Annotated in this window: 21 protein-coding genes; 12 read left to right on the top strand and 9 right to left on the bottom strand. The window is 62.7% G+C overall.

Annotated features, from left to right (window positions below):
* Positions 1 to 99 precede the first annotated feature (99 nt).
* On the bottom strand, positions 100 to 1,935 hold the full coding sequence (locus LPJGGPFB_RS05835; protein ID WP_173419139.1) for a monovalent cation:proton antiporter-2 (CPA2) family protein: 1,836 nt from the start codon (positions 1,933 to 1,935) through the stop codon (positions 100 to 102).
* Between the two features lie 151 nt (positions 1,936 to 2,086).
* Between LPJGGPFB_RS05835 and LPJGGPFB_RS05840 the strand changes: the two genes are divergently transcribed.
* The 5 genes from LPJGGPFB_RS05840 to LPJGGPFB_RS05860 all read left to right on the top strand — a co-directional run bounded on the left by LPJGGPFB_RS05840 (position 2,087) and on the right by LPJGGPFB_RS05860 (position 6,740).
* Entirely contained in the window at positions 2,087 to 3,433 is a 1,347-nt protein-coding gene (locus LPJGGPFB_RS05840; RefSeq protein ID WP_173419140.1) for a TldD/PmbA family protein, read from the top strand.
* Positions 3,434 to 3,494: 61 nt separating this feature from the next.
* Positions 3,495 to 4,310 (top strand): 3'(2'),5'-bisphosphate nucleotidase CysQ, encoded by an 816-nt coding sequence (locus LPJGGPFB_RS05845; RefSeq protein ID WP_173419141.1) that lies wholly within the window; start codon positions 3,495 to 3,497, stop codon positions 4,308 to 4,310.
* 58 nt (positions 4,311 to 4,368) lie between these two features.
* Complete coding sequence (locus LPJGGPFB_RS05850) at positions 4,369 to 4,605, top strand: DUF4170 domain-containing protein (protein ID WP_077504213.1); 237 nt, start codon at positions 4,369 to 4,371, stop codon at positions 4,603 to 4,605.
* 91 nt (positions 4,606 to 4,696) lie between these two features.
* On the top strand, positions 4,697 to 6,010 hold the full coding sequence (gene waaA, locus LPJGGPFB_RS05855; RefSeq protein ID WP_173419142.1) for a lipid IV(A) 3-deoxy-D-manno-octulosonic acid transferase: 1,314 nt from the start codon (positions 4,697 to 4,699) through the stop codon (positions 6,008 to 6,010).
* Positions 6,011 to 6,035: 25 nt separating this feature from the next.
* The gene (locus LPJGGPFB_RS05860; RefSeq protein WP_173419143.1) at positions 6,036 to 6,740 is read left to right on the top strand and encodes an HAD family hydrolase; all 705 of its coding nucleotides are present in this window, start codon (positions 6,036 to 6,038) and stop codon (positions 6,738 to 6,740) included.
* A gap of 50 nt (positions 6,741 to 6,790) precedes the next feature.
* Here LPJGGPFB_RS05860 and LPJGGPFB_RS05865 read toward each other — a convergent pair whose 3' ends face one another.
* Complete coding sequence (locus LPJGGPFB_RS05865; RefSeq protein ID WP_173419144.1) at positions 6,791 to 7,288, bottom strand: DUF2938 domain-containing protein; 498 nt, start codon at positions 7,286 to 7,288, stop codon at positions 6,791 to 6,793.
* 140 nt (positions 7,289 to 7,428) lie between these two features.
* Between LPJGGPFB_RS05865 and LPJGGPFB_RS05870 the strand changes: the two genes are divergently transcribed.
* Positions 7,429 to 8,094 (top strand): ArsR/SmtB family transcription factor, encoded by a 666-nt coding sequence (locus LPJGGPFB_RS05870; RefSeq protein ID WP_173419145.1) that lies wholly within the window; start codon positions 7,429 to 7,431, stop codon positions 8,092 to 8,094.
* Positions 8,095 to 8,258: 164 nt separating this feature from the next.
* Positions 8,259 to 9,299 (top strand): tetraacyldisaccharide 4'-kinase, encoded by a 1,041-nt coding sequence (lpxK, locus tag LPJGGPFB_RS05875; RefSeq protein WP_173419146.1) that lies wholly within the window; start codon positions 8,259 to 8,261, stop codon positions 9,297 to 9,299.
* Positions 9,300 to 9,493: 194 nt separating this feature from the next.
* On the opposite strand, the gene LPJGGPFB_RS05880 is transcribed toward lpxK, so the two are convergent.
* Both LPJGGPFB_RS05880 and mutL read right to left on the bottom strand, forming a co-directional pair.
* A complete protein-coding gene (locus tag LPJGGPFB_RS05880) occupies positions 9,494 to 9,727 on the bottom strand; it encodes a DUF2093 domain-containing protein (protein ID WP_077504207.1) in 234 nt (77 codons plus the stop codon).
* A gap of 93 nt (positions 9,728 to 9,820) precedes the next feature.
* Positions 9,821 to 11,629 (bottom strand): DNA mismatch repair endonuclease MutL, encoded by a 1,809-nt coding sequence (gene mutL / locus LPJGGPFB_RS05885; protein WP_173419147.1) that lies wholly within the window; start codon positions 11,627 to 11,629, stop codon positions 9,821 to 9,823.
* Positions 11,630 to 11,935: 306 nt separating this feature from the next.
* Here mutL and LPJGGPFB_RS05890 point away from each other — a divergent pair, with 306 nt between their 5' ends.
* Positions 11,936 to 13,660, top strand: coding sequence for a response regulator (locus LPJGGPFB_RS05890; protein ID WP_173419148.1), 1,725 nt, complete (start codon positions 11,936 to 11,938; stop codon positions 13,658 to 13,660).
* Between the two features lie 268 nt (positions 13,661 to 13,928).
* Entirely contained in the window at positions 13,929 to 15,275 is a 1,347-nt protein-coding gene (locus tag LPJGGPFB_RS05895) for a putative bifunctional diguanylate cyclase/phosphodiesterase (protein ID WP_234902852.1), read from the top strand.
* A 120-nt stretch (positions 15,276 to 15,395) separates the two neighbouring features.
* Here LPJGGPFB_RS05895 and LPJGGPFB_RS05900 read toward each other — a convergent pair whose 3' ends face one another.
* Entirely contained in the window at positions 15,396 to 16,328 is a 933-nt protein-coding gene (locus tag LPJGGPFB_RS05900; RefSeq protein WP_173419150.1) for a LysR substrate-binding domain-containing protein, read from the bottom strand.
* Positions 16,329 to 16,418: 90 nt separating this feature from the next.
* On the opposite strand from LPJGGPFB_RS05900, the gene LPJGGPFB_RS05905 reads away from it, so the two are divergent.
* Both LPJGGPFB_RS05905 and LPJGGPFB_RS05910 read left to right on the top strand, forming a co-directional pair.
* Positions 16,419 to 17,969 (top strand): trimethylamine methyltransferase family protein, encoded by a 1,551-nt coding sequence (locus LPJGGPFB_RS05905; protein ID WP_173419151.1) that lies wholly within the window; start codon positions 16,419 to 16,421, stop codon positions 17,967 to 17,969.
* A gap of 91 nt (positions 17,970 to 18,060) precedes the next feature.
* Positions 18,061 to 20,109 (top strand): NADH:flavin oxidoreductase, encoded by a 2,049-nt coding sequence (locus tag LPJGGPFB_RS05910; protein WP_282437973.1) that lies wholly within the window; start codon positions 18,061 to 18,063, stop codon positions 20,107 to 20,109.
* Between the two features lie 330 nt (positions 20,110 to 20,439).
* Here the strand turns inward: LPJGGPFB_RS05910 and LPJGGPFB_RS05915 are convergent, their stop codons facing one another.
* Entirely contained in the window at positions 20,440 to 21,081 is a 642-nt protein-coding gene (locus tag LPJGGPFB_RS05915) for a PRC-barrel domain-containing protein (RefSeq protein WP_173419152.1), read from the bottom strand.
* A 363-nt stretch (positions 21,082 to 21,444) separates the two neighbouring features.
* On the opposite strand from LPJGGPFB_RS05915, the gene LPJGGPFB_RS05920 reads away from it, so the two are divergent.
* A complete protein-coding gene (locus LPJGGPFB_RS05920) occupies positions 21,445 to 22,542 on the top strand; it encodes a hypothetical protein (protein WP_173419153.1) in 1,098 nt (365 codons plus the stop codon).
* A 60-nt stretch (positions 22,543 to 22,602) separates the two neighbouring features.
* On the opposite strand, the gene LPJGGPFB_RS05925 is transcribed toward LPJGGPFB_RS05920, so the two are convergent.
* The 3 genes from LPJGGPFB_RS05925 to LPJGGPFB_RS05935 all read right to left on the bottom strand — a co-directional run bounded on the left by LPJGGPFB_RS05925 (position 22,603) and on the right by LPJGGPFB_RS05935 (position 25,928).
* Complete coding sequence (locus tag LPJGGPFB_RS05925) at positions 22,603 to 24,327, bottom strand: IlvD/Edd family dehydratase (RefSeq protein WP_173419154.1); 1,725 nt, start codon at positions 24,325 to 24,327, stop codon at positions 22,603 to 22,605.
* Between the two features lie 81 nt (positions 24,328 to 24,408).
* Positions 24,409 to 25,293 carry an SMP-30/gluconolactonase/LRE family protein gene (locus LPJGGPFB_RS05930; protein WP_173419155.1) on the bottom strand — a complete coding sequence of 295 codons (885 nt, stop codon included), beginning with the start codon at positions 25,291 to 25,293 and terminating at the stop codon, positions 24,409 to 24,411.
* A complete protein-coding gene (locus LPJGGPFB_RS05935) occupies positions 25,293 to 25,928 on the bottom strand; it encodes a 2-dehydro-3-deoxy-6-phosphogalactonate aldolase (protein WP_173419156.1) in 636 nt (211 codons plus the stop codon). The genes LPJGGPFB_RS05930 and LPJGGPFB_RS05935 overlap by 1 nt, the downstream gene beginning before the upstream one ends.
* Positions 25,929 to 25,934 lie beyond the last annotated feature (6 nt).

Raw genomic sequence — 25,934 nt, forward strand, 5'->3', positions numbered from 1 at the left:
GCGTTTCCGGCCGAGAACCTCGCGTTCAAAAGAACGTACGCGTTGTTTTCACGCATTTTCCGGACCGGGAACCACGTCTCGCTTTTCCTGGAAATGCTCCTATGCACTTTCCCGCAGATCGGCAGGCAGCCCCGGCAGGATGCTCTCGCCGGTTTCCGAGGAATGATCGACATCGCGCTTGGGCTTGACCAGCGGTTCGGGACGCACGGGCTGCGAATGCAGCATGTCGCGGCCGGCGGTAATGCCTTCGGCCTCCTGCAGAACGAGACGCGCTTCGTCGCGCCTGCGGATATCGTCCATGATGGCGAGCGCTTCGTCGTTGCCTACGCCCAGTGCCTCCAGCGTCTTTCGGCCGAACAGCAGGCCGGACTCGAAGGTCTCGCGCAGTTCGTAGTCGACGCCCTTTGCCCGCAGTTCAAGGGTGTGCAGCCGGTCATAGGAACGGGCGAAGATACGGGCGTCCGGATATTCAGCCTGCACCAGATCGACGATCCGGTCGGTCGTTTCCTTCTTCTGGGTGCAGATGGCGATGAGTTTTGCCCGCTCGATGCCGGCGGCGCGCAGCACGTCGAGCCGGTGGCCGTCACCGAAGTAGATCCGGAAGCCGAAGGTCGCCGCCTGGCGAACACGGGCGGCGGAGTGATCGATGATCGTCACGTCACGACCGCCGGCCAGCAGGATCTGGGCTGCGATCTGGCCGAAGCGCGAAAAGCCGATCATCAGAACGTCGGCGTCGGCACCTTCGAAATCTTCTTCCATTTCGTCGACCATTTCGTCCTGTTCGCGCATCAGCCGCGGCGCAAGCATGGAGGCGATCGGCGTCAGCGCCATCGACAGCGTGACGATGGCAACGAGCAGCGAGGCGTTGCCCTGGGAGAAGACGCCTGCGGTGGCCGCCGCCGTGAACAGCACGAAGCCGAACTCGCCGCCCTGCGGCAAGAGCAGGCAGACGCGCACAGCATCGTTGTGATGGGAGCCTGCCAGCCGGCAGAGCCAGTAGAGCACGAAGCTCTTCACCAGCATCAACAGCGGCACGGCGATGATGATGACAAGGTATTTGTCGATGATCACGTCGAGCTGCAGAGACAGGCCGACGGCCATGAAGAACAGCGCCTGCAGGATACCGCGAAAAGGCTCGATATCGGCCTCGAGCTCGTGGCGATAGGAGGATTCCGCCAGGAGCACGCCGGCGAGAAAAGCGCCCATCGCCATGGAAAGGCCGGCCAGCTGCATCAGCGTTGCCGCTCCCATGACCACCAGAAGGGCCGCGGCAATCATCACATCGCGCGCACCGGTGCGTGCGATGATCTGAAACAGCGGGTTCAGCAGATAGCGGCCCGCGGCGAAGAGGACGGCGATCGCGGCAATCGCGATGGCGAAATCTTCGAGCGGTGGCGTTGTATCTTCCGGCGCCTGCGCTGCCAGAAGTGGGATCAGGGCGAGCAGCGGCACGATCGCCAGGTCCTGCAGCAAGAGGATCGAGAAAGCGCGCTGGCCGAAGCGCGTGTTGCGGTCGTTGCCCTCGTCGAGGATCTGCATGGCGAAGGCGGTAGAGGAAAGGGCGAGGCCGAATCCGGCGACGATGCTCCCGCCCCAGTCGAGCAGGCCGGAAAAGGCGATCACGTAGGAAAGGATGATGCCGGTCAGCATGACCTGTGCGGTGCCGAGACCGAAGATGTCGCGCCGCATCTGCCAGAGCCGTGACGGTTTCAGTTCCAATCCGATGATGAACAGCAGGAAGACGACGCCCAGTTCCGACACATGCAGGATTTCTTCCCCCTCGGTGATCCTCTGGGCAACGGGGCCGATAAGGATGCCGGCTGCGAGATAGCCGAGGATCGTGCCGAGCCCGAGGCGCTTGAAAATCGGTGCCGCCAGCACGGCGCCACCGAGCAGCATCAGCGCCTGGGTGTAGAGGATCGGGGTCGTCGTCATGCGTGCGGCTTTCGATATCGCCTCGTCCTGCCCGGGGGCAGACGAGCGTTTCGGCGGGAGTAACATTACGGTGTCTGGGCGGGAATCATGCCAATGCCCTTGATGCATGCTTCAGTGCACAATAAATGGGGCAGGAATGAAAGGCCACATCATGTCAGAAACGATCGATTCCGCCTCCCTCGAAAAACGCGCCGCCGAACTGGTGGATCTTGCCCGCAAGGCAGGCGCCGATGCGGCTGACGCCGTCGTCGTTCGCGGCCGCTCCCGCTCTGTCTCGGTTCGCCTCGGAAAGGTCGAGGCGACCGAAGCATCCGAAAGCGACGATTTCTCGCTGCGCGTCTTCGTCGGCAACCGTGTCGCCAGCGTATCGGCCAATCCCGGTTTCGACCTGAAGGTACTCGCGGAGCGGGCCGTGGCGATGGCAAAGGCCTCGCCGGAAGACCCCTTCGCTTCGCTCGCCGATCCGGATCGGCTGGCGAAATCCTACCCGGATCTCGAACTCTTCGATGATCGCGAGGTTTCGACGGACGCCCTGACGGAAGCGGCGCTGGCCGCCGAAGAAGCGGCGCTGGCGGTGTCTGGCGTCACCAATTCCAGCGGCGCGGGTGCGTCGGCGGGCATGGGCGGGCTGGTGCTCGTCACCTCGCAGGGCTTCTCCGGTTCCTACATGGCCACCCGCTTCGGCCGCTCCGTCAGTGCGATTGCCGGCGAGGGCACCAAGATGGAGCGCGACTACGATTACGACAGCCGCATCTATTTCGACGAGTTGCGGGCGGCCGATGATATCGGCCGGGTTGCCGGCGAACGCGCGGTTGCGCGCATCAACCCTCGCCAGGTGCCGACCGCCAAGAACGTCACCGTCGTTTTCGATCCGCGCATGGCGCGCGGCTTCGTCGGCCATCTCGCCGGTGCGATCAACGGTGCTTCCGTCGCGCGCAAGACCAGCTTTCTGCGCGACATGATGGGCAAGCAGATCATGAAGGCCGGTCTGTCGGTGACCGACGATCCCCTGATCGTGCGCGGCTCGTCTTCGCGTCCGTTCGATGGCGAGGGTGTCAGCGGGTCCAAACTGACGATGGTCGAGGATGGCGTGCTGAACCATTGGTTCCTGTCGACCTCGGCTGCGCGCGAACTCGGCCTTGAGACCAACGGTCGCGGTGTGCGCGGTGGCCCGACGGTCAATCCCGCCTCGACCAATCTCGCGCTCGAGCCGGGCTCCATTTCGCGCGAGGATCTGATCCGTGGTGTGGGAACCGGCTTCTACGTGACCGAGCTCATTGGCCAGGGCGTCAACATGGTGACCGGCGAATATAGCCGCGGCGCCTCGGGCTTCTGGATCGAAAACGGCGAATTGTCTTTTGCCGTGTCCGAAGTCACGATCGCGTCGAACCTCAAGCAGATGTTCATGGCCATCACGCCGGCCGACGATATCGACCGGAAGTTCGGCGTTGCCGCGCCGACGCTCGCCATCGAAGGCATGACGCTCGCCGGCCTGTAAGCCGTGCACGTCAATGCCATGACAAAAGCGTTCGGCGATATGCCGTCGCGTAAGGATTGGAATGTCACACAAAGCACCATCGATCGCGACGTGGAGGGAGGATCTGGACTTGATCCTGTCTGCCGCGATTGCCGCGGGCGAAACCGCACTCCGCTACTTTCGCAACAAGCCCGATGTGCGCTGGAAGAACGAAGGACGCTCGCCGGTCAGCGAGGCCGATATCGCCGCCAACGACATTCTGAAGGAGCGTCTGCTTCTCGCCCGTCCGAACTATGGCTGGCTTTCGGAAGAGACCGACGACGATCAGAGCCGCCTGTCCTGCGAGACGGTCTTCGTCGTGGATCCTATCGACGGCACGCGCGCCTTCATCGCCGGCAAGGATCTCTGGTGCGTGAGTGTCGCGGTCGTCCACCGAGGTCTGCCTGTCGCCGGCGTGCTCTATGCGCCGGCGCTCGACGAGATCTACGAGGCAACGGTGGATGGCCCGGCGCTGAAGAACGGTGCGAGCATCCGTGTGCGTGACGCCCAGGACGGCGACGCCCTGCACGTGGCGGTCGCCGAAGACATCGTTTCGAGCCTGGCGCCTTCCTACCGCAACGGTATCGTTCGGGTGCCGCATGTACCGTCGCTCGCCTACCGGCTGGCAATGGTTGCCGATGGGCGGATCGACGGCACCGTGGTCAAGAAGAACTCCCATGATTGGGATCTCGCCGCTGCCGATCTCATCCTTGAGAGGGCGGGCGGAGGGCTCAATACACTTCAATCCCAAGCTCTGTCCTACAATCGCCCCAATGTGGTTCATGGCCTACTTTGCGCGGCGTCGAAGGCGGCGTTGCCGGGATTGCTCGCCGCGTCCAGGACCCTTGAGGGCCATTGACCTTTCAGGCCGAATGCCGCAAACCAACGCCCATATCCTATAAGAAAATGGAACTCCAATGGCTCACGACTCCGAGAAGAAACAACGTCTGCATTTGGTCTTTGGTGGTGAACTGACCACGCTCACCGATGTTCATTTCCGTGACCTGGACAAGCTCGATATCGTCGGCATTTTTCCTGATTACGAAAGCGCGCACATTGCCTGGAAGTCGAAGGCGCAGATGACCGTCGACAACGCGCATATGCGGTATTTCATCGTTCATATGCATCGCCTGCTCGATCCGGAAAACGATTGATGCCGATGCCGAGGGCATGCGTGGCGCGTTTCCGCGCGCTCGCTGCGTCTGACCTTCGCCCGAGCTTTGCATCGGGCGGGAGACTGAAGCCATGAGCAGCTTTCGCGCCCGGCTGGCGCTTTCGAGCTACCGCTGGATCGGTTCGGCGATCTATCCGTTCGTGTGGTCCTATCTTGCTCTGCGCGCCGCGAAGGGCAAGGAGGACCCGGCCCGTCGCCGTGAGCGCTACGGTTATGCCAGCGTGCCGCGGCCGCAGGGGCCTCTCGTCTGGTTCCATGCCGCAAGCGTCGGCGAGACGAATGCGGTCATCCCACTGATCAAGGAAATCCATCGCCGCGGCATCAACGTCGTCCTGACGACCGGCACGACGACCTCGGCACGGGTCGCGGCCGGACGTCTGGGTTCGGCGGTCATTCACCAGTACGTGCCGCTCGATTTCAAGCCGGCGGTCAACCGCTTCCTCGAATACTGGCAACCGGATCTGGCAATCATCGCCGAGTCCGAGATCTGGCCGATGACGATCCTCGAACTCGGGCGGCGCCACATCCCGCAGGTTCTGGTCAACGGACGGCTTTCCGACCGGACATTCGCCCGCTGGAAGAAGCGGCCGGCGCTTGCCGACGCGCTGTTTGAGAACCTCGCGCTGGTCATCGCTCAATCCGATGTCGATGCCGAGCGCTTTCGCACGCTGGGCGCCCTGCCGGTGATGGTCTCGGGCAACCTGAAGGTCGATACCGACGCACCGCCGCACGATCCGCAGGCGTTGAAGGAATATCGCCAGCAGATCGGCACGCGCAAAACCTGGGCGGCGATCTCGACCTTCGACGGCGAGGAAGCGGCTGCCGGCGTCGTGCATCGGGCGCTGAAGGAACGCACCGGCCTTTTGACGATCATCGTGCCGCGGCACCCCGAGCGCAGCGATGCGATCGAGGCGGCGCTGACGGCCAAGGGGCTGAAAGTCGCGCGCCGGACCCGCCGCGATCCGCTGACACCGGATGTCGATATCTTCCTCGGCGATACGATCGGCGAGATGGGGCTCTATCTGCGCCTGACCGAGGTTGCCTTTGTCGGCCGTTCGCTGTTTGCCGAAGGCGGCCAGAACCCGCTCGAGCCGGCCATGCTCGGCTGTGCCGTTCTTTCGGGCGGCAACGTCCAGAACTTTCGCGAGACCTATCAGATGCTGGCCAAGAACGGCAGCGCCAAGATCGTCCGCGATGTCGAGATGCTGGCCAAGGGCGTCAACTATCTGCTCGCCAACGACGACATGCGTCGCTCGATGATCGATGCCGGCCTTGAAACCGTGCAAGAGATGCGCGGAGCGCTTTCGGCGACGATGAAGGGGCTCGAGCCTTATATCAATCCGCTCGTCGTCAAGGCACGGCTCGAGCCGCGCAACGACCTCTGACCGCACCGGGAGACTTGAGATCACCATGAGCGCACCGACAGCCATCGCCGGCATCCTGTTCGACAAGGACGGGACGCTGCTCGACTATGCCAAGAGCTGGGTGCCGGTGAACTATGAGCTGGCAAAGATCGCCGCCAAGGGTGACGAGGCTCTGGCCCGCACGCTGCTCAGGGCAGGCGGCATGGATGCGGATACCGGCCATGTGCTGCCCGACAGCCTGCTTGCCGCCGGTAACACGGTCGAGATCGCAACCGGGTTCGTTGCCGCCGGTGCGCCCTTTTCCGTGGAAGCGTTGACGACGCTGTTTGATGGGTTGTTTGCCCGCTCCGCCGAATATGCGGTACCGGTCACCGACCTCGGCTCGTTCTTCGCAGACCTGCATGCCAAGGGCTACCGTCTTGGTGTCGCCTCCAGCGACAACGAGCGCTCGATCCGCGAGACCGCCCGGCGCTTTGGCTTCGACGGTTATCTGCATTACGTCGCCGGCTACGACAGCGGCTATGGCGTCAAGCCGGAGCCCGGTATGGTGCTCGGCTTCTGCGCCGCCACCGGGCTCGATCCGCGGCAGGTCGTCGTCGTCGGCGACAACAATCACGACATGCACATGGGCCGCAACGCTGGCGTCGGCCTGACGGTCGCGGTGCTCACGGGCACCGGCTCGCGCCAGTCGCTTGCCGCCGCCTCCGACCATTGCCTGGCGGATATCACCGAGCTCGAAGCCGTCCTTTAGGTTTCCCGCCGAGCCGCAATTCGTCCATTGCAGCCGTCACGGGGGGGCAATCACGGATGCCAGACGGCCGCTAGTGACAAGGCCGACAGATAGAGCCCCAAACCGAAGACGGCGTGCGTAACCAGGCTGCGCAGCCGTGCAACATTCGGGGCCGGCGTTTTCGAGGCGGCGATGCCGGCACCCATGCCCGGCTGCATCAGGAAGAACGGCGCGGCCACCGTCGCGAGACCGACAATCAGTGCCGGGGCAAGCGTCGGCAGCATCGCCCAGCCCTGGCCCCAGATCGACAGAAGAAGACCGGCGAAGACAATCCCGATCGCATAGTGGGCGCTCCAGCCGATCAGGCGTTCGCCCGAAACCGGCGCCGCTGCTGCGATCCGCTGGTGCCGGAAGCGGCCTTGCGGAAAATGGCCGATCCAGCGTCCGACCATGGCGTAGTCCAGCGAAGGTATGCCGAGAAAGCGTTTCAGCGCCACGGCCCAGAGATCCATGGTTATGGTCGCGCCGATCCCGATGAGGACGGCTCGCAACACCAAAGTCGTTTCCATGTTCTTATCCCTTCACATCATGTTCATGGCCGCACGTCGGCAGATTGCACAGTGCGGGCATTCGATCCGTCATCGGCAGGTCAAAATATCATTCAATTGATTCATTGAATGATTGATGGAGAAATGCTAGGCTCCTGTCAATGACCGATGTTCAGCTTCATGTCTTCGAAGAATTCGCCGACCTCGCCCGCACGCTGGCGAGCGCTCATCGCCTGCTCCTGCTCGAGCATATCGCTCAGGGCGAGCGCTCGGTGGAGCGCCTCGCCGAGCTGTCCGGCCTCAGCATTGCCAATGCGTCGCAGCATCTGCAGCAGTTGCGGCGCGCCGGTTTCGTCGAAACCAGACGGGACGGCAAGCGCGTGCTCTATCGGCTGGGGACAGGCCCGGTGATCGGGCTGCTTTCGGCGCTGCGCCAACATGCCGAGCACAATCGCGCCCAGATCCAGGGTCTGGTTGCCGATCGTCTGCATCGACCTGACCGCCTCGAAGCGATTTCGCGCGAGGAACTGCTGCTGCGGCTGCGCGGAGGAGGCGTTACGTTGCTCGACGTGCGGCCTGAGGAGGAGTTCGCCTCCGGTCATCTTCCCGGTGCGATCAACATTCCGATCGAAGAGCTTGACCGACGCCTTGCAGAACTGCCTGCCGGAGGCGAAATCGTCGCCTATTGCCGCGGCCCCTATTGCGCCTTGTCGTTTGATGCGGTGACGGTCCTGCATGGCAGGGGCTTTGCTGTCCGCCGGCTCGAGAGCGGATTTCCGGATTGGAAGGCAGCGGGCCTTGCTGTTGAGAACAGCACCCTGAGTTAGGCGAGACGTCTGACGGAACCGCACATTGTCTTGTGCCGCTTGCCTTTTTCAGCGTTCTGACGTTTTTTGTCGGCCAACAATGCCGTCGCCGTTTTTTTGGGCAGCGACAGTCAAGATGTGCATCGTCCTTCGCGGAAGGACCAGACGGGGTTACGGAAAGAACTATGGTATCGGAAGCGCCGCCGTTCTGGTGGACCAAGGCGGATTGGCGTGCCCGGGCTTTGTGGCCGTTTTCCTGGATCTATGGACGTGTTGCCGGCTTGCGCATGGATCGCGCCCGTCGCGCTTCCGTGCCGGTGCCGATCATCTGCATCGGCAACTTCACGGTCGGCGGTGCCGGCAAGACGCCGACGGCGATCGCACTTGCGCGCGCCGTCAAGGCGAAGGGGCTGAAGCCCGGATTCCTCAGTCGCGGTTATGGCGGTTCCCTCGATGTGACGACGGTCGTCGAACCCGAGCACCACAGGGCACGCGATGTCGGCGACGAGCCACTGCTGCTGTCGCGCGAGGCGTTGACGGTCGTCTGCCGTCGCCGCGTCGATGGCGCCCGCCGGCTGGTCGCCGAGGGTGTCGACATCATCATCATGGACGATGGTTTCCAGAGCGCGCGTCTCGCCTTCGACTTTGCCCTGCTGGTCATCGATTCCCGCCGCGGCATCGGCAACGGGTACCTCGTGCCGTCGGGGCCCGTGCGGGCACCCATCTCCAACCAGCTGCGCCATGCGACGGCCCTGTTGAAGATCGGAGGCGGCGCCGAAGCCGACGCCTTGATCCGCCGTGCCGCGCGGGCAGGCAAGCAGATCTACGAAGCGGAGGTCGTGCGCCTCGACGACGGCTCGCTGAACGGCGTCAAGGTGCTGGCCTGGGCCGGCATCGCCGACCCGGAGAAATTCTATCGCACCGTGCGCGAAACCGGTGCCGTGATCGAGGAAACCCGAAGTTTCCCCGACCATCATCATTTCTCGGAGGACGAGATATCGGACCTGCTCGACCGCGCCGCGGCACTCGGCTGCACCCTCGTGACGACCGCCAAGGACATGGTTCGTCTTGAGCCGGGCCAGGGCCGGGCGGCGGAGCTGGCGGCAGCCAGTCGGGTGATCGAAATCGACGTGCGCTTCGACGATCCGACGGCACCGTCAAAGATCGTCACGTCAGCGCTCTCGGCGGCGCGCGCCCGAAAGCTGCGGGAAGCGGAGCAGAAGTAAGCTGGGGACAGAGGCACAAGGCAACTTCGCCTTGACCAGAGTTGCGGCAAGGTTCGATCGCCGGAGTGATACTTATGTCCCGATGGAACGTCGCCTCGCCCGCCGGGGTTTCAGAAGAATGGACCAGGGGCGCTCCAGCATTGTGATGCTGGCGCTTTTGAAAGCGGGATGCTCTAGTTTTTTCCGGCGAAGTCTTAGCGGCGCTGGTTCGGCAGGGCGCCGGCGCGCTTCTCGGCTTCGAGCGATGCTTCCGCATCGATGTAGGGCTCCTGGCGTGCGACGCTCCAGTAGCGCAGTTCGTCGACCGGAATGGTCTTGCCGGTCATCGCGCAGATGACGTGCGAGCCGGCAAGAACGATCTGGAAGTCACCGTCGAGATAACGGATCTTCGCTTCGCGCGAGGCGCTTCCTTCAAACCGGTTCATCATCGTCTATGCCCATTCCGTCTGCTTGGTCTGGTCTCTGATCTAGCCCGGCGTTCGGCAAAATGCCAGCGTATTTCGCCTTGCCGATCGTTCGGGTCAGCTCCTGCCGAACAGCCGCTCGATGTCGGAGAGCTTCAATTCGATATAGGTCGGTCGGCCGTGATTGCACTGGCCGGAGCCAGGTGTTGCTTCCATCTGGCGCAGGAGCGCGTTCATTTCCTCGGTGCGCATCCGGCGGCCCGACCGGACCGAGCCGTGGCAGGCCATCGTTGCGGCGAGATATTCAAGACGGCTTGAAAGCCCGTTGGCCGTATCCCATTCGGCAATCTCGTCGGCGAGCTGGCGCACGAGGCCCGCGGCATCCATCTCGCCCAGCATCGCCGGCGTTTCCCTGACTGCGATAGCACCTGGCCCGAAGCGCTCAATGCCGAGACCGAGGCGACCCAGTTCGTCTGCATGCGTCATCAGCCGGTCGCAATCGTCTTCCGAAAGATCGACGATTTCCGGGATCAGCAACGACTGGGCGGCAACCGGCTTTGAATGAAGCGCCGTTCGCATTGTTTCGAACACGAGACGTTCGTGCGCGGCATGCTGGTCGACGATGACAAGGCCGTCCTGGGTCTGCGCGACGATGTAGTTTTCGTGAAGCTGGGCGCGCACGGCACCAAGCGGAAACGATTGCGGCGCGGGCGCGTCCGCGACGGTCCGTTGAGGTTCGGGTGAAAGTGATGCCGTGCGGGCCGACGGGGCGGAGAAGGCGGCAAAGCTCGCCTGCGGTGTCTCCGACAAGCCGCGAAGCATGGTATCGAAATGCGTCGGCCGAGAAGGAGAGGTCTCCGCGCTCCAGGGCTGCTGCGGCCGGTACTGCCCGGAGCGGAACGCTTGCATCATTCCGCTCGCGCCCGTCGTCGACGCCCGGTCGCCCTCGCGCGCCAGAGCCTGGCGGATCGCGCCGATGATCAGCCCTCGGATGAGGCCCGGATCGCGGAAGCGGACATCTGATTTTGCCGGATGCACGTTGACGTCGACGAGCGCCGGGTCAAGCGTGATCGACAGAACCGCCACGGGATAGCGGCCATGCGGGATCGTTTCGGAATAGGCCGCGCGAATGGCAGACAGCAGTTGCTTGTCCTGGACCGGGCGCCCGTTGACGAAGACATACTGCTGCAGCGAGTTGCCGCGGTTGTAGGTCGGCACGCCTGTAAAGCCTGTCAGCTTTATGTCCTCGCGCTCGGCGTCGATCTCGATGGCGTTGTCGCGAAAGTCCTTGCCGAGCACTTGCGCCATGCGCGCGAGCCGGTCTTCGCCGGTTGCCGGAAACTCCAGCGTCGTTCGATCCGACCCGGACAGCACGAAGCGCACCTTCGGAAAGGCAATCGCCATGCGCCGCACGACGTCAGAGATCGCCGATGCCTCGGCCTTTTCCGACTTCATGAACTTGAGCCGGGCAGGTGTCGCAAAGAACAGGTCGCGGACTTCGACGACCGTGCCGGTATTGGCAGGCGACGGACGAACAGGATCCGTCCTGCCGCCGGCGATGGTGATGACGGCGCCCTCGGCCGCACCGGCCGTTCTGGTGGTGATCGAAAGCCGCGAGACCGACCCGATCGAGGGCAGGGCCTCGCCGCGAAAGCCGAGCGTGCGGATATCGAACAGGTTGTCATCCAGCTTCGAGGTGCAGTGCCGCTTGACGGCCAGCTCCAGATCCGCGGGCTGCATGCCGGCGCCATTGTCGGTCACGCGCAGCAGCGTCTTGCCGCCGCCGGCGGTGGCGATCTCGATCCTGGTCGCACCGGCGTCGAGCGCGTTCTCGATCAGCTCCTTGGCGGCACTGGCCGGACGTTCGATGACTTCGCCGGCGGCGATCTGATTGATGAGGGTTTCGGAGAGCTGCTTGATGGCCATCGCCTATTTTCCCGGATTCGGCGACGGAACGGAAGCGAAAATAAAGGTCTGTCCCCGTCCGCTTGCCCGGATCTCCGGGCTTTGGTTGTGCAACCACTTGGTGCACCCAAAAATGAGGTGAGGATTTAATTGCCCCTTAATATTCTGCTGCGATTTTCCACAACAACCTGAATGATCACGGGTTTTGTCTTCGAAGCACTGCGGCGTTGCTGGACGTCGTGTCACCCCGCTCGAAGGCCTGCCTTCCCAGGCAATCCCAGCATGTCCCGAACTGAAACCGCCGCAGGGGCGAGTGAGGACAGCGCAATGAACGATGGGGCGCCGAACGGCGCGGACATCAACAGGATCATTCTCGAGTCGAGCTGCGATGCGCTCGGCTTTGCGATGCTTGTCTGCGGTCGGGACGACACCATCCTTTTTGCCAGCCGCACGATGCTGCAGTATTTTCCCGTTCCATCCGAGATGCTGCTGCCGGGAACGCGACTGCGCGATTTCCTCGGCGCCGTTTACGACACCGGCGTTCGCCCCGGCACCGTTCCGGAAAACAGCCGTCGCCGGACGAACCGCGAGGATTGGATTGCCGAGCATATGGCGCTGCATTGGCGCGAGCGCTACGAGAATGTCGAGAGGGCCGGTCGCACGCGCTGGGTATCGATGCGCAAGCGGCGTCTCTCCAGCGGTATCGGCATCCTGTCGATTACCGACGTCTCCGATCAGAAGAAGCGCGACGAGCAGCTGCAGACCGATCTCGAAAGGGTCGAGCTGACGGAAGAAATCCTCGACGCTCAGCCCAATCCGATCTGCGTCAAGGATCGCAACCTTAACTATATCGCCGTCAACAAGGCGTTCTGCCTGATCCACGATCTTTCACAGGACGCGATCCTCGGGCGTTCGGCCTGGGATCTGGTTGAAAGCGATCTTGCCGAACGGTTCGAGCAGTCCGATCGGCACGTGCTTGAAACCGGCAAGCCGCATTCCGAAGCGGAGCATATCGTGCGCGCCGATGGCAGCGATCTCTGGGTTCTCACCCGCAAGTATCGCGTCGGCATGCCCGGCCGTCATTTCGTCGTCACCTGCATGAACGACGTGACCGATATCGCCGGCTGGTACAATGGTTCGGAGGACGGCTCCGTTGCCGCGGGCGGTCTCCAGATCAGCGACTACAGCATTTTCGCGCCCGCTCAGAATTTCTACGATCCCTTTCGCGCGCTGAACGTGCAGCAGCTGGTGGAGGCGGGCTCGATGATCGAGACGCTTCCCGCGCGGGGCTTGCGTGTTCTGCTTGCGACGGCCGATCGGCTGACGGAAGATCGCCTGGTGACGCGCCTGCGCGGCTCTGGCCTGGAAGCGTGCGCTGTGCGCAATCTCGACGAATTGACCGCCTTCGGCATGGCGTCCGAGAGCGCCGGCCTGAAGCTCGACGTTCTGCTTCTCGACGGTGCTTTTCCAGATGGTCAGCATGTGCCCACCGCCTGGCGCAACTGCCCCGTACTTGCGATCGAAGCCGATCAGGACGCTGCCGCAGTGCTGGCCGAAGTGTTCCGCGTTTGCGCCGAGCGCCCGCAAGCTTCGCCGCTGTTGCAGCCGGACTGGTCGCTGTCGTTTGAGGACGAGGGCGCCGCGACCGTGCCTGTGTCGCAGGTCGATGTCCTCGTTGCCGAGGACAACCAGATCAATCAGTTCGTCTTCACCCAGATCCTTGAAGGCCTGGGGGTCTCGCACCGCATCGCCGCCAATGGGCGTGAGGCGGTCGAACTCTGGCACGAGCTGCAACCGTCGCTGATCCTCATGGATGTGTCCATGCCTGTCATGAACGGTTTCGATGCGGCGGTGGCCATTCGCGCCGCTGAAAAGACCAAGGGACAGAAGACCCCGATCATCGCGGTGACCGCGCAGGCCCTCGATATCGACCTGCAGCAATGCAAGGCATCGGGCATGGACGATCACATCATGAAGCCGGTCAGCCCGGATATGATCGAGGCGGTGTTGCGAAAATTCATGCCGGTAAAGGCCATGCGAACGACAGGTTGAGCGAAAATCGTGTCAACTCGCTAGAATTGGGGATGTCGATGGCAGATGTTGGAGCAAGGCGATATCGGATTGTTAACTCCCGATTGCGATCTTCTGCACCGAATTGCCCGAAAGCGTAGAGCCCCACCGTAATGCATCGCAGCCCCTCAGCCGTCCAAGCCCATACCCTGCCGGAGGCGCATTTCCGCTCCGCAGGTCTGAGCGTGGCGTCGGCTAAAGTGTTCGGTCGCTCGCCTCGCTCGCTTTCTGTTCGGGTGGCCGGCAAATGATGTCAGGCGAAACCCCTTATCATCGTGTCGGCAAGGAGCCACCGGCTGTCGCAAGCTCGGTCGATCCGTTGACGGGGCTTGGAAATGCGCGCCAACTCCGCAAGACCGTTTGCGACCTGGCTGAAGAGCGCGCCAGCGATCCTGCTCCCTTTACGATCGGCCTTGCCAATATCGACGGCTTCAAGCCGATCAACGACCTGTTCGGCCCGCGAGCCGGAGACGAGATCCTCTGCCAGGTTGCGCACCGGTTGCAAGCCTGCGCGCCGGAAGGCGCCACGATCATCCGCTCGGAGAGCGACGAGTTCGCCTTCGTCCTGCCGCTCGTCTTCGAGCGCAAGGGAGCCGAGAAAGTCGGCCAGATGCTGAAGGAGGTGCTTTCGGCACCGTTCGATCTCGGCGATCGCAACGTTCGCCTCTCGGCCTCGTTCGGCTTTGCTGTTTATCCCTTTGCCGGCGAAGTCTTCGAAGATCTGCTGAAGAGCGCGGACACGGCCCTCTATCGTTCCAAGCGCCGCGGTCGCGGCCAGATCACCGTCTATTCCCAGGAAATCGCCCAGGAAATGAAGCGGGCGACGCAGCTCGAGCAGGCTCTGCGCAATGCCATCATCGCCAACGAGGTCGATGTGCATTTCCAGCCGATCGTCGACCTGCGCAACGACGCAGTCGTTGGCTTCGAAGCCTTGGCCCGGTGGTGCGACGCCGATCTCGGCTATGTGTCGCCAGCCGTGTTCGTGCCCTTGGCGGAGGAGCGCGGCTTCATCGAATCGCTGGCCGAGACATTGTTGCGCAAGGCGGCCCACGCGGCACTCTCCTGGCCGAAGGAGCTGTTCCTGTCGTTCAACCTGTCGTCGGCGCAATTGATGGATCCGGCGACCAGCTCGCGGCTTTTGACGATCATCAACCAGATCGGCCTCGACCCGCGACGGCTGGAACTGGAGATCACCGAAACCGCCGTTATGGCCGACGCGGAAATCGCCCAGAAGATCGTGACCGAGCTGCGGGCGGCGGGCGTTCGCGTCTCCCTCGACGACTTCGGCACGGGACAGTCGAGCCTTGGGCGCCTTCGTGATTTCTCGTTCGACAAGGTCAAGATCGACCGGGCCTTCGTGTCGCGGATCTCGGTCGATCGGGCGTCCGAGCATATCATCAAGGCGATTGTTTCGATGTGCGAAGGTCTGGAGCTTCAGGTCGTCGCCGAAGGTATCGAGGATTTTTCCGAAGCCTTGAAACTGAAGGCGCTCGGCTGCGGCATGGGCCAGGGCTATTTCTACGGCAAGCCGGCCGATGCCGTTGCCACCATGCGCTACCTCTCGGACCGCTATCGCGGCGTCGCAGCCCAGCTTTAGGTACTGCTCGGGGCATTTCCGGGAAAAGCGTGAAGCGGCTCCTGCCAGGGAATGCTTGAATACAGAGAGATAGAGCGCTTCTGCGGCACCACCCAAAGCGGAAACGACGTCATGTCGGATTCAGTTCTTGGCGCTCTCCACCAGGTTTCGTGTGCCTTCCGCCAGCAGCCAATCCCTCACGCGTCGCGCCTGGTTATTGAGCTCGCGCGAGCGCGGCCAGACGACGTAGAACGCCAGTCCGGTCTTCAGCACGTGATTGCCAACCGGCACAAGGGCGCCGGAGCGCACCTGCGGATCGGTCAGATGTTCCCAGCCGAGCGCCACGCCTTCGCCCGATAGCACCGCCTGGATCACCAGGACATAGTCGTTGATCGCAAGCCGTCGCGCCTGTGGCGGATAGGCGAGGCCGGCGCTGGCAAACCATTCGGTCCAGTCGCAGGCGCGGCGCACCGGTTCTTCCAGGTGAATGAGGTTGTGGCGCAGCAGATCGGCCGGCGTGGCGGGCAGCCCATGCTGCTCGATATAGGCAGGCGTCGCCACCGCGTTGACGACCTCGTCGGCCAGAAGGGCTGCATGATAGCGCGGCCAGTGGCTGGGATCGCCGCCGCGTATGCCGAGCGGGATCGGCTCCTCATCGAGGTCGAGATCGCGCACGCTCGTCTGGATCCGCAAGTCGATCTCCGGCAGATCCTCGCGCATGCGGTTGAGCCGCGGCAGCATCCACATCGAGGCAAAGGCGGTCGAGGCCGCAAGCGTCACATTGGTCTCGCGCCCCTTGGAGCGGATGTCTTCTGCGGATTTCTGTATACGAGACAGGCCGACGGACACGTCGGCATGGAATTTCTCTCCCGCCTCGGTCAACTCGACGGCACGGTGCACGCGGTGGAAGAGCGGCACGCCCAGCTGTTCCTCCAGTCCGCGGATGGCGTAGGAGACGGCGGCCTGGGTCATGCCGAGCTCGTTGGCGGCACGGGTGAAGTTCTGGTGGCGGCCGGCGGCCTCGAACACGATGAGGCTTGCTGCCGACGGAAGCAGGCGGCGTAGATTTTCCATAACTCAGGCTTATCGCATGGCTCAATTTTTTCCAGCGTTACAACGCAATTTTTCGCCAATACCATCATCTCAAATGATGGGAGAACGGCAATGGAAATGGCAGCTGTGGCAGCGGGTGAAGCGCCGAGACGGACGCGAGGGTCAAGGCCGCAGCGCGGTGGTGTCGGTGCCAAGGGCCTTGGCGTGCCCTATATCATGCGCAACATTCCGACCTACGATATCCTGAGCGAGGAAAACCTGCTGCGAATCGAGGCGATTGCCGATCGCATCCTCGCCGAAGTCGGCATCGAGTTTCGCGACGATCCCGCGGTCCTCGATCACTGGAAACGCGCCGGCGCCAAACTCGATGGCCTCCGGGTGACGTTCGAACCGGGCATGCTGAAGGAGATCGTTCGCTCTGCACCGCGCCAGTTCACCCAGCATGCCCGCAATCCCGCCCGCAGCGTCGAGATCGGCGGCAACAACGTCGTGTTCTCGCCGGCCTATGGCTCGCCGTTCGTCACGGATCTCGACAACGGCCGGCGCTACGGCACGATCGAAGACTTTCGCAACCTGATCAAGCTGGCGCAGTCGAGCCCGTGGCTGCACCATTCGGGCGGTACGATCTGCGAACCGGTCGATGTGCCGGTAAACAAACGCCACCTGGACATGGTCTACAGCCACATCAAATACTCCGACCGGGCCTTCATGGGCTCGATCACCGCGGAGGATCGCGCCGAAGACTCGATCGACATGGCGCGCATTCTCTTCGGTCGCGATTTCGTCGATGCCAATTGCGTCATCCTTGGCAACGTCAACGTCAATTCGCCGCTCGTCTGGGACGGCACGATGACGAAGTCGTTGCGCGCCTATGCCCGGGCAAACCAGGCGGCAGTCATCGTGCCCTTCATCCTCGGCGGCGCCATGGGGCCGGTCACCAACGCCGGAGCGATTGCGCAGTCCTATGCCGAGACGCTAGCCGGCTGCGCCTTGACCCAATTGGAGCGCAAGGGCGCGCCTGTCATCTTCGGCAACTTCCTGTCCTCCATGTCGCTTCGCTCAGGCTCGCCGACCTTTGGGACGCCGGAGCCGGCGATCGGCAGCATGGTCATCGGCCAGTTGGCACGCCGTCTCGGCCTGCCGCTACGCTGTGCCGGTAATTTTTCCAATTCCAAGCTGCCGGACGCCCAGGCGATGCAGGAAGGCGTCATGTCGATGCTGTCGGCGGTTCATTGCGGCGCAAACTTCATCCTGCACTCGGCCGGCTTCGTCGACGGGCTGCTGGCGATGTCTTACGAGAAATTTGTCATGGACACGGACTTCTGCGGCGCGCTGCATTCCTATCTCGCCGGCGTCGTCGTCGACGACAACACGCTCGCCATGGACGCCTTCCTTCAGGTCGGGCCCGGCAGCCATTTCCTCGGCTGCGACCACACCATGCGCAACTACCAGACGGCCTTCTGGGATTCAGGCCTGTCTGACAACGAGCCGTTCGAGAAATGGACGGAGGAGGGCGGCACTGACATGGCGACGCGTGCCAACCGCAGCTGGAAGAAGACGCTCGCCGAATACGAAGCGCCGCCGCTGGACGTGGCAATTGATGACGCTTTGGCCGACTATGTCACTCGCCGCAAGAACGACATGGCGGACGCCTGGTACTAAGCTGCCGTGAGCTTGCCGGAATACAAAGAACAAGAATGATGCAGTGTCCCCGGTCCGCCTCAGCGGACAGGCGGCGCTCAAGGGAACAGAAATGACGCTGCCGAAAGACCCGCTGCTCCAACCCTACAGCTTGAAACACCTGACGCTCAAGAACCGGATCATGTCGACGGCCCATGAGCCGGCCTATTCCGAAGACGGCATGCCGAAGGATCGCTATCGCCTCTACCACCTTGAAAAGGCCAAGGGCGGCATGGCGCTGACCATGACGGCCGGCTCCGCCATCGTTTCGGAGGATTCACCGCCGGCCTTCGGCAATCTCCATGCCTATTCCGACGAGATTGTGCCGTGGCTGAAGAAGATCGCCGACGACTGTCATGAGCATGATTGCGCGGTGATGATCCAGCTGACCCATCTCGGTCGCCGCACCGGCTGGAACAAGGGCGACTGGCTGCCGGTTCTTTCCGCCTCTCCTGTTCGCGAAGCCGCGCACCGTTCCTTCCCCAAGGAGATCGAGGACTGGGATATCGAGCGCATCGTCGCCGACTATGCGGCAGCGGCCGCCCGCATGCAGGCAGCCGGCCTCGACGGCATCGAGCTCGAGGCCTACGGCCACCTGATGGACGGCTTCTGGTCGCCGGCGACCAACCAGCGCGACGACGACTTCGGCGGCTCGCTCGACAACCGCCTGCGTTTTACCCACATGGTGCTCGACGCGATCCGCACATCCGTCGGCCCGGATTTCATCGTCGGCATGCGCATGGTCGCGGACGAGGATTGGGACAAGGGGCTTTCCAAAGAAGAAGGCATCGAGATCGCCCGCCGCATGGCAGATTCCGGCAAGGTGGATTTTCTCAACATCATCCGCGGGCATATCGATCACGATGCGCCGCTCACCAAGGTCATCCCGATCCAGGGCATGGCCGCCTCGCCGCATCTCGATTTTGCCGGTGAAGTCAGGGCGGCGACGAAATTTCCCGTGTTCCATGCGGCCCGCATCGCCGATGTCGCGACTGCCCGCCACGCGATCGCCGAAGGCAAGCTCGACATGGTCGGCATGACCCGCGCCCATATCGCCGACCCGCACATCGTCAGGAAGATCAAGGAGGGCAGGGCGGCCGAGATCCGCCCCTGCGTCGGCGCGACCTACTGTCTCGATCGCATCTATGAGGGCGGCGGCGCGCTGTGCATTCACAATGCGGCGACCGGCCGTGAGGCGATCGTGCCGCATGTGATTTCCAGAAGCTCCGGGCCGAAGCGAAAGGCTGTGGTTGTTGGCGCCGGGCCGGCCGGTCTCGAAGTGGCGCGCGTGCTTGCCGAGCGCGGCCACAGTGTCGAGATCCTTGAGGCCACCGGCCAGGCCGGCGGGCAGATCCTGCTTGCCCAGCGCAATCCGAGGCGCCGGGAGCTGATCGGCATCGTCGACTGGCGGCTGTCGGAGCTGGAGCGGCTCGGCGTGCCCGTCCACTACAATGTTTTTGCGGGCGTCGACGACATTCAGGAGCGTTCGCCCGATCTCGTCGTCGTCGCTACCGGCGGCATTGCACAAAACCCGGCTCTGGAGGCCGGGGACGATCTGGTCGTTTCGAGTTGGGATATCATTGCCGGTGCGGTCAAGCCGGAAGGACCGGTGCTGCTCTACGACGACAACGGCGCCCATAGCGGCATGACGGCAGCCGAGCTCATTGCGCGCGCCGGCGTCGAGCTGGAGATCGTGTCGCCCGAGCGGATGTTTGCGCCCGAAGTCGGCGGCATGAACCACGTGCCCTATGCCAAGACCTTCGCGGATCACAATGTGCGTGTAACGATCAATACCCGTCTGAAATCGGTTCGGCGGGACGGCAATGGGCTGGTCGCGACGCTCGGGTCCGATTTTTCGGACACCGCATTAAGCGAGCGGCGGGTGGCGCAGGTGGTGGTCGAGCATGGCACCGTGCCGATGGACGATCTCTATCGCGAATTGAAGCCGCTTTCCCGCAATCTGGGCGCCGTCGACTATAAGGCGCTGCTTCGCGGTGAAAATCCGATCGCGCTTCGCAATCCCGACAGCAGCTTCGACATGTTCCGTATTGGTGACGCGGTTGCAAGCCGCAACATCCATGCCGGCATTTACGATGCACTGCGTTATGGCGTTCTGATCTAGAGCGTTTCATCTTTAAACGGAAGCGATTCTGTTGGCTCAAAACGGCCGTTCCACACGAAGGATGGCGCAGAGCGATGCGGACCCATCGGTCAAGCCATCCGACACAGTGGACGGCCGTTTTCAGCCAACCCGAAGGGCCGGATGAATTTCGGCCATTACCGGCGGCGTCCGTCTCGACCGCAGCTTCTGCTGCGCTCTTCGCCAGCCGACTTGGTTCTGGCCGAAATTCCTTCCGGCAGAATGTTTCCGTTTAAAGATGAAGCGCTCTAACAAAGAAAAGCGGCGGTGAAAGCACCGCCGCTCCATCTCCTGGTCGTCTCTTGATCCAGCTTACTGCTGGGTACCCTCAGCCGGTGCCGGCTCAATCGCTGTCGCCGGTGCCGTTCCGGTGGTCGAGGAGGTCGTCGAGGTGTCAACCGGCTGGTTGGCGTTCTGCTCGGCGACCTGCTGCGCCTTGGTCTTGAACTCCGGGGCCGCCTTCAAGGTTTCGGCGGTTTCCGTCGTCGTCAGCTTCAGGGCATCCGTATTGGCCTGTTCGGAAATCTGAATGCGATCGAACGGGACCGCAACATTCTTCTCGCCGAGACCCAGGAAGCCACCGACACCGATCACCGCGGCTTCGACACCGCCGTCCTTCTTGATGATCAGGTCGTTGATCTCGCCGACCTTTTCATCGCCGGCGTTGTAAACGGTCTGGCCGACATAGGTGCTGGTCGCGATCTGGTCGGCGGCCTGCTCGGTTATGTAGGTGCCGTCAGACTGCGCCATGTCGGCAGGCGCTTCGGTGGTCGCGGGCGGTGTCGTCTGCGCCTGGTCGGCAGGCGTTTCGGTGCCCGGAGCCGGCTGGATTTCCATCGCCTGCGGCTCGGCCGGCTTAGGCTGAGCAGCGTCCTGGGCGAAGGCCATCGGAGCGAACGCAACACTTGCGATAAGCGCACCGGCCGCAACGGAAGATACAAGTTTCTTGGTCATGTCAAAATGCCTTTCCTTGACGTTGTCGATCAAGGCGCGGTCCTGAAAGAGCCAGGGTTCCACCGCACCGGTGATATCAAAGCAACGCTTGGCTGCAGAGACGGTTCCAAAAAAAATGAATTGATCACATTGGAATTCCGGTAGTCCTGCGCCAGCTTTCGATGGCCGCAGATCAATATCTCCGGAGACCGTTGTCGTTCGTTCGGCCGATAGCTGATGCCATCATTCAAACTTTGTATTTTAGTGATTTATTGATTGCTTCTTTACATTCACTCAATCTTGAGTGTTCTTGGCGATACTTGGCGAAGGCGGGAAACGGATCATATCGTGGATAGTCCATCCTGCTGATCTGGACGGTTCCCAATGTTTCTGCCGCGGCGATTTCTCTCCGTTTCCCTGCTTTCTGTTTTGGTGATGGTCTGCCTTGTCGGCATTGAGCGCAGCCTGTTCGGCGTGCGCTATTTCTCGGAGCGAATGCCGCGGGTCGAGCCCTATAATCTATGGCATGCATGGGTCGCGCTCAGCCTTTCGCTTGCGGCCATTCAAGGCTTTACGCGTGATGCCTCCTGGCTGGGCGCGCCTATGCTTCGAGCGGCTTCGCGCCGCGAACTGTCGATCTGCATCGCCACATTGGTCCTTGCGGCCGCCGCCGCCCTGCTTTTCAGCGTCGATGCCGTGACTTTCAGCGCCCTGGCCCGCGAGGACAACATCTTCGAGTGGCTTTCTGCTCTATTGATCTTCGCTTCGAGTGTGTTCTTCGCGCTGGTGGCGACAGGTCAATTGCGTGCGGCGCGCGGGGAGGCCGGCCGCGATGCATGGCTTGCAACTGGCGCCGCCACATCTTTCAGCCTTGTCTTCTTCGTTGTCGGTATGGAGGAGATATCCTGGATGCAGCGCGTTTTCGGCCTTGCCACGCCTGACGCATTGCTGGGGCTGAACAAGCAGCAGGAACTGAACCTGCACAACATCTCCACCGGCTTTTCCGAGTTGCTCTACTACACCGGCAGCTTCGTGTTGCTGACGCTCATGCCTTTTATCTGGCTCTATCTTCGCAAGGGCTTTGCGCTCGGACGGCTGGAAGCTTTCGTACCCAGCGTGCTGGTGCTGGCGGCAAGCGCACCGATGGCGGCCTTCAACAGCGACAACTGGAGCATGCTGCCGACGCAGATGATGGTGATGATGACGGTGATCATCCTCTTGGTGATCGCCGATCTCGCTCTGCGGGGTGGACTGTGGCGGGAGTTCGTCCTGCTGACCGCAACCGCCATTTTGATCGTCGCGATCCAGGAACTGTTCGTGCTGCAGGCACACGACCTCGTGCGCATCTGGGATCCGACCGAATACAAGGAACTCTTCATTGCGGTCGGTCTTGCCATTTATGGCTACGAGACCTGGTCGCGCCTGCGCTCGTCGGCGCCGGTCGGCGAGGTTCGGATCGGGCGGCGACCAATGGCGGGATGAAGAAAACCCCGCCGAAACGGCGGGGCTCGTACTGCAGTACCGTTTGATGCGACGGCAGTCTCAGTGGCTTTCGCGAAGAACCTCGCTGCCGCTGCCGCCAACGAGGAAATCGAGGTCCGCGCCCTTGTCGGCCTGTAGCACCGTGTCCTGGTAGAGCTTGTAGTAGCCGCGGGTCCATTTCTGCTCCGGCGGCTGCCAGGCGGCAATGCGGGAGGCAAACTCTTCGTCACTGATCATCAGGTTGAGTTCCCCCTTCAGCGCATCAAGGCGGATGCGGTCGCCGGTTCTGACGATCGCCAGCGGTCCGCCGGCGTTCGATTCCGGGCTGACATGCAGCACGACGGTTCCAAAGGCCGTGCCAGACATGCGGGCGTCCGACACGCGCACCATGTCGCGCACGCCCTTTTCGACCAGGCGGCGCGGGATCGGCATGTTGCCGACTTCCGCCATGCCGGGATAGCCCTTGGGGCCGCAACCCTTGAGCACGAGGATCGTATCTTCCGTCACCGGCAGGTCCGGATCGTCGATCTTGGCCTTCAGGTCTTCGATCGTCTCGAACACATAGGCGGGCCCCTCGTGCGCCAGCAGATGCTCACTGGCGGCAGACGGCTTGATGACCGCACCGTTTGGCGCAAGGTTGCCCTTGAGCACGCGAATGCCGGCTGCGGCCCTGAGCGGGTTGTCGAGCGGGCGGATGACGTCGTCGTTGAAGACTTCGGCGTCTTCCCAGTATCGGCTGATCGGCATGCCGAAAACGGTCGGCGCATCCGGATGCAGCAGATGCTGGATGCGGTTCATGACGGCAGGCAGGCCGCCGGCATAGGCGAGATCCTCGATCAGATACTTGCCTGACGGCATGCAATTGACGATGCAGGGCACCTGGCTGCCGACGCGGTCGAAGTCCTCGAGACAGAGATCGACACCGGCGCGGCCGGCGATCGCCAGCATATGCACGACCGCATTGGTCGAGCCGCCGACGGCCGCGTTGGCGATGATGCCATTTTCAAAATTCTTCTTGGTCAGGATCTTCGACAGGCGCAGGTCCTCATGCACCATTTCGACAATGCGCTTGCCGGTCATGTGCGACAGCGCCATACGGCGGGCGTCGACAGCGGGAAGGGCGGCGTTGGTCGGCAGCGACAGGCCCATCGCCTCGACGATCGAAGCCATGGTGGTGGCGGTGCCCATGGTCATGCAGACACCGGGCGAACGCGACATGCCGCTTTCGGCCGCCATGAATTCCTGAACGCTCATCTCGCCGGCGCGCACCGCTTCTGAAAACTTCCAGACGTCGGTGCCGGAGCCGATGTCCTTGCCCTTCCACTTGCCGTTCAGCATCGGCCCGGAGGAAACGACGATGGTCGGCAGGTCCACGGACGCAGCCCCCATCAGCTGGCCGGGGGTGGTCTTGTCGCAGCCGCCGAGCAGCACGACGCCGTCGATGCCATAGGCGCGGATCGCCTCCTCGACGTCCATGGCGAGCAGATTGCGAAACAGCATTGCCGTCGGCCGCATCTGCGTTTCGCCGAGCGAGGACACAGGAAACTCGACCGGAAAGCCGCCGGCCTCCCACACGCCACGCTTCACGCCCTCCGCCAGAATGCGCAGATGGCTGTTGCAAGGCGTCAGTTCCGACCAAGTGTTGCAGATGCCGATGATCGGACGCCCGTCGAAGACGTGATCCGGGAAACCCTGGTTCTTCATCCACGAGCGGTGGATGAAGCCGTCCTTGTGGGTGCCGCCGTACCAGTGGCGACTGCGCAGTTCTTTCTTCTTGTCGCTCATGCGAGCTTCCTCCTCACCATGCGTTTGATCGCGTGGATGAATTGTATGACTTTTTATTGGCGTTCCGCCAACACTTTCCGATCAGAGACGGAACGACGGTTCGAAACGACCCTTGACGCTGACGCCGAGTTCGAAGGTCTTGCCGGCATGTGGATCGGCCGTGCGCGCGGTGTCATCGAGATCCTGCCAGGCAGATGTCACCAGCATGCGGTCGGCCTTGGGGCCGATGAAGGCCGTGCAGCTCGGCTGCGTCGTCGGCATCGCGTAGCGCGCGATCCGCAAGCCGTCTGGGCGGTAGACGTCGACCGTGCCGCTTCCCCAGCGGGCGTTCCAGATCAGGCCGTCGGCATCGCAGACCGAGCCGTCGATGCCGCCTTTCTCGCCACTGCCGTCGACGAGCAGGCTGGGCTCGCCCTTCGGCAACCCCGTCTCGGCATCGATGTCGACGCGCATCAGGTGGTTGATGTCGGTGTCGACGAAATAGGCAACGGTTCCATCAGGCGAAAAGCAGATGCTGTTGGGGATGGTGACCCGATCATAGAGCTTGGTTACCTTTGTCCCGGCGACGTGATAGATCGCGCCCGCGCCCTTTTCCGCGCTGCGGCCCATGGTTCCGATCCACAGCGAACCGGAGGCGTGAACGCGGCCGTCATTCGAGCGGTTGCCGGGCTTGTCTTCAAGCGTCGTCAGCAGGCTGAACGCGCCCGTCTGCGTATCCCTGATAAAGAGCCCCTGATCGGAGGCGATCAGTTGCCGGGACGGATCGATAACGGCAAGGACGCTGCCGAGGAACGGAAGGTCATGCACGGTCTTGCGACCGGATTCCAGATGCAGCTCATGCAGCTCCTGACCCTTGATGTTGAACCACCAGGCTGTGCCGGTGCCGGGGTCATAGGTCGGGCCTTCTCCGAGGATCGAGGCCGATTGGCAGAGGATGCTGCCGGAAAAGGGAAGGGTATCGCTCATCAGCGTGCTCCATAGACGGCGTCGTAGGCTTTGATCGTCGCGATGGCCCGCTTGCCGACGTCTGCAGCAGTCATGCCTGGCTTGTAGAGGCTCGATCCGAGCCCGAAGCTTCTGATGCCGATCCTGGCGTAGTCTGCGAAATTCTCCTCCGACACGCCACCGACGGCCGCCACTTCGACGTCGGTCGGCAGCACGGTGCGGATCGCGGCGATGCCGGATGGGCCAAGCACGCTTGCCGGGAAGAACTTGAGGCCGGTGGCACCCGCCGCGGCAGCGGCAAGTGCTTCCGTCGGGGTGAAGACGCCGGGCATGGTCACCATACCCTTTTGCGCCGCCAGCCGAATGACCGCCGGTTCGACATTCGGGCTGACCATCAGCTTTCCGCCGACATCGGCAAGCTGTTCGACCTGCTCTGTCGTCAGCACCGTGCCGGCGCCGATCAGGCAGCCTTGCGGCGCCATCTTCACCGCTGTTTCGATCGAGCGGAACGGGTCGGGCGAATTGAGCGGGATCTCGATCGCGGTGAAGCCGGCCTCGATCAGCGTGCCGACGACGCCTTCAGTTTCTTCAGGCTTCAAGCCGCGCAGAATGGCGACCAGCGGGTATTTCATCGGTGGAAAGGGGATACGGTTCATCTCAGC

The sequence above is a fragment of the Ensifer adhaerens genome, from assembly GCF_013283195.1.
Classification (GTDB): Bacteria; Pseudomonadota; Alphaproteobacteria; order Rhizobiales; family Rhizobiaceae; genus Ensifer; species Ensifer adhaerens_G.

Bases quoted from the DNA above. Each gene is read 5' to 3' on its own strand.
- LPJGGPFB_RS05835 (WP_173419139.1), bottom strand. From the start codon at position 1,935: ATGACGACGACCCCGATCCTCTACACCCAGGCGCTGATGCTGCTCGGT.
- LPJGGPFB_RS05840 (WP_173419140.1), top strand. From the start codon at position 2,087: ATGTCAGAAACGATCGATTCCGCCTCCCTCGAAAAACGCGCCGCCGAA.
- LPJGGPFB_RS05845 (WP_173419141.1), top strand. From the start codon at position 3,495: ATGTCACACAAAGCACCATCGATCGCGACGTGGAGGGAGGATCTGGAC.
- LPJGGPFB_RS05850 (WP_077504213.1), top strand. From the start codon at position 4,369: ATGGCTCACGACTCCGAGAAGAAACAACGTCTGCATTTGGTCTTTGGT.
- waaA (WP_173419142.1), top strand. From the start codon at position 4,697: ATGAGCAGCTTTCGCGCCCGGCTGGCGCTTTCGAGCTACCGCTGGATC.
- LPJGGPFB_RS05860 (WP_173419143.1), top strand. From the start codon at position 6,036: ATGAGCGCACCGACAGCCATCGCCGGCATCCTGTTCGACAAGGACGGG.
- LPJGGPFB_RS05865 (WP_173419144.1), bottom strand. From the start codon at position 7,288: ATGGAAACGACTTTGGTGTTGCGAGCCGTCCTCATCGGGATCGGCGCG.
- LPJGGPFB_RS05870 (WP_173419145.1), top strand. From the start codon at position 7,429: ATGACCGATGTTCAGCTTCATGTCTTCGAAGAATTCGCCGACCTCGCC.
- lpxK (WP_173419146.1), top strand. From the start codon at position 8,259: ATGGTATCGGAAGCGCCGCCGTTCTGGTGGACCAAGGCGGATTGGCGT.
- LPJGGPFB_RS05880 (WP_077504207.1), bottom strand. From the start codon at position 9,727: ATGATGAACCGGTTTGAAGGAAGCGCCTCGCGCGAAGCGAAGATCCGT.
- mutL (WP_173419147.1), bottom strand. From the start codon at position 11,629: ATGGCCATCAAGCAGCTCTCCGAAACCCTCATCAATCAGATCGCCGCC.
- LPJGGPFB_RS05890 (WP_173419148.1), top strand. From the start codon at position 11,936: ATGAACGATGGGGCGCCGAACGGCGCGGACATCAACAGGATCATTCTC.
- LPJGGPFB_RS05895 (WP_234902852.1), top strand. From the start codon at position 13,929: ATGTCAGGCGAAACCCCTTATCATCGTGTCGGCAAGGAGCCACCGGCT.
- LPJGGPFB_RS05900 (WP_173419150.1), bottom strand. From the start codon at position 16,328: ATGGAAAATCTACGCCGCCTGCTTCCGTCGGCAGCAAGCCTCATCGTG.
- LPJGGPFB_RS05905 (WP_173419151.1), top strand. From the start codon at position 16,419: ATGGAAATGGCAGCTGTGGCAGCGGGTGAAGCGCCGAGACGGACGCGA.
- LPJGGPFB_RS05910 (WP_282437973.1), top strand. From the start codon at position 18,061: ATGACGCTGCCGAAAGACCCGCTGCTCCAACCCTACAGCTTGAAACAC.
- LPJGGPFB_RS05915 (WP_173419152.1), bottom strand. From the start codon at position 21,081: ATGACCAAGAAACTTGTATCTTCCGTTGCGGCCGGTGCGCTTATCGCA.
- LPJGGPFB_RS05920 (WP_173419153.1), top strand. From the start codon at position 21,445: ATGTTTCTGCCGCGGCGATTTCTCTCCGTTTCCCTGCTTTCTGTTTTG.
- LPJGGPFB_RS05925 (WP_173419154.1), bottom strand. From the start codon at position 24,327: ATGAGCGACAAGAAGAAAGAACTGCGCAGTCGCCACTGGTACGGCGGC.
- LPJGGPFB_RS05930 (WP_173419155.1), bottom strand. From the start codon at position 25,293: ATGAGCGATACCCTTCCCTTTTCCGGCAGCATCCTCTGCCAATCGGCC.
- LPJGGPFB_RS05935 (WP_173419156.1), bottom strand. From the start codon at position 25,928: ATGAACCGTATCCCCTTTCCACCGATGAAATACCCGCTGGTCGCCATT.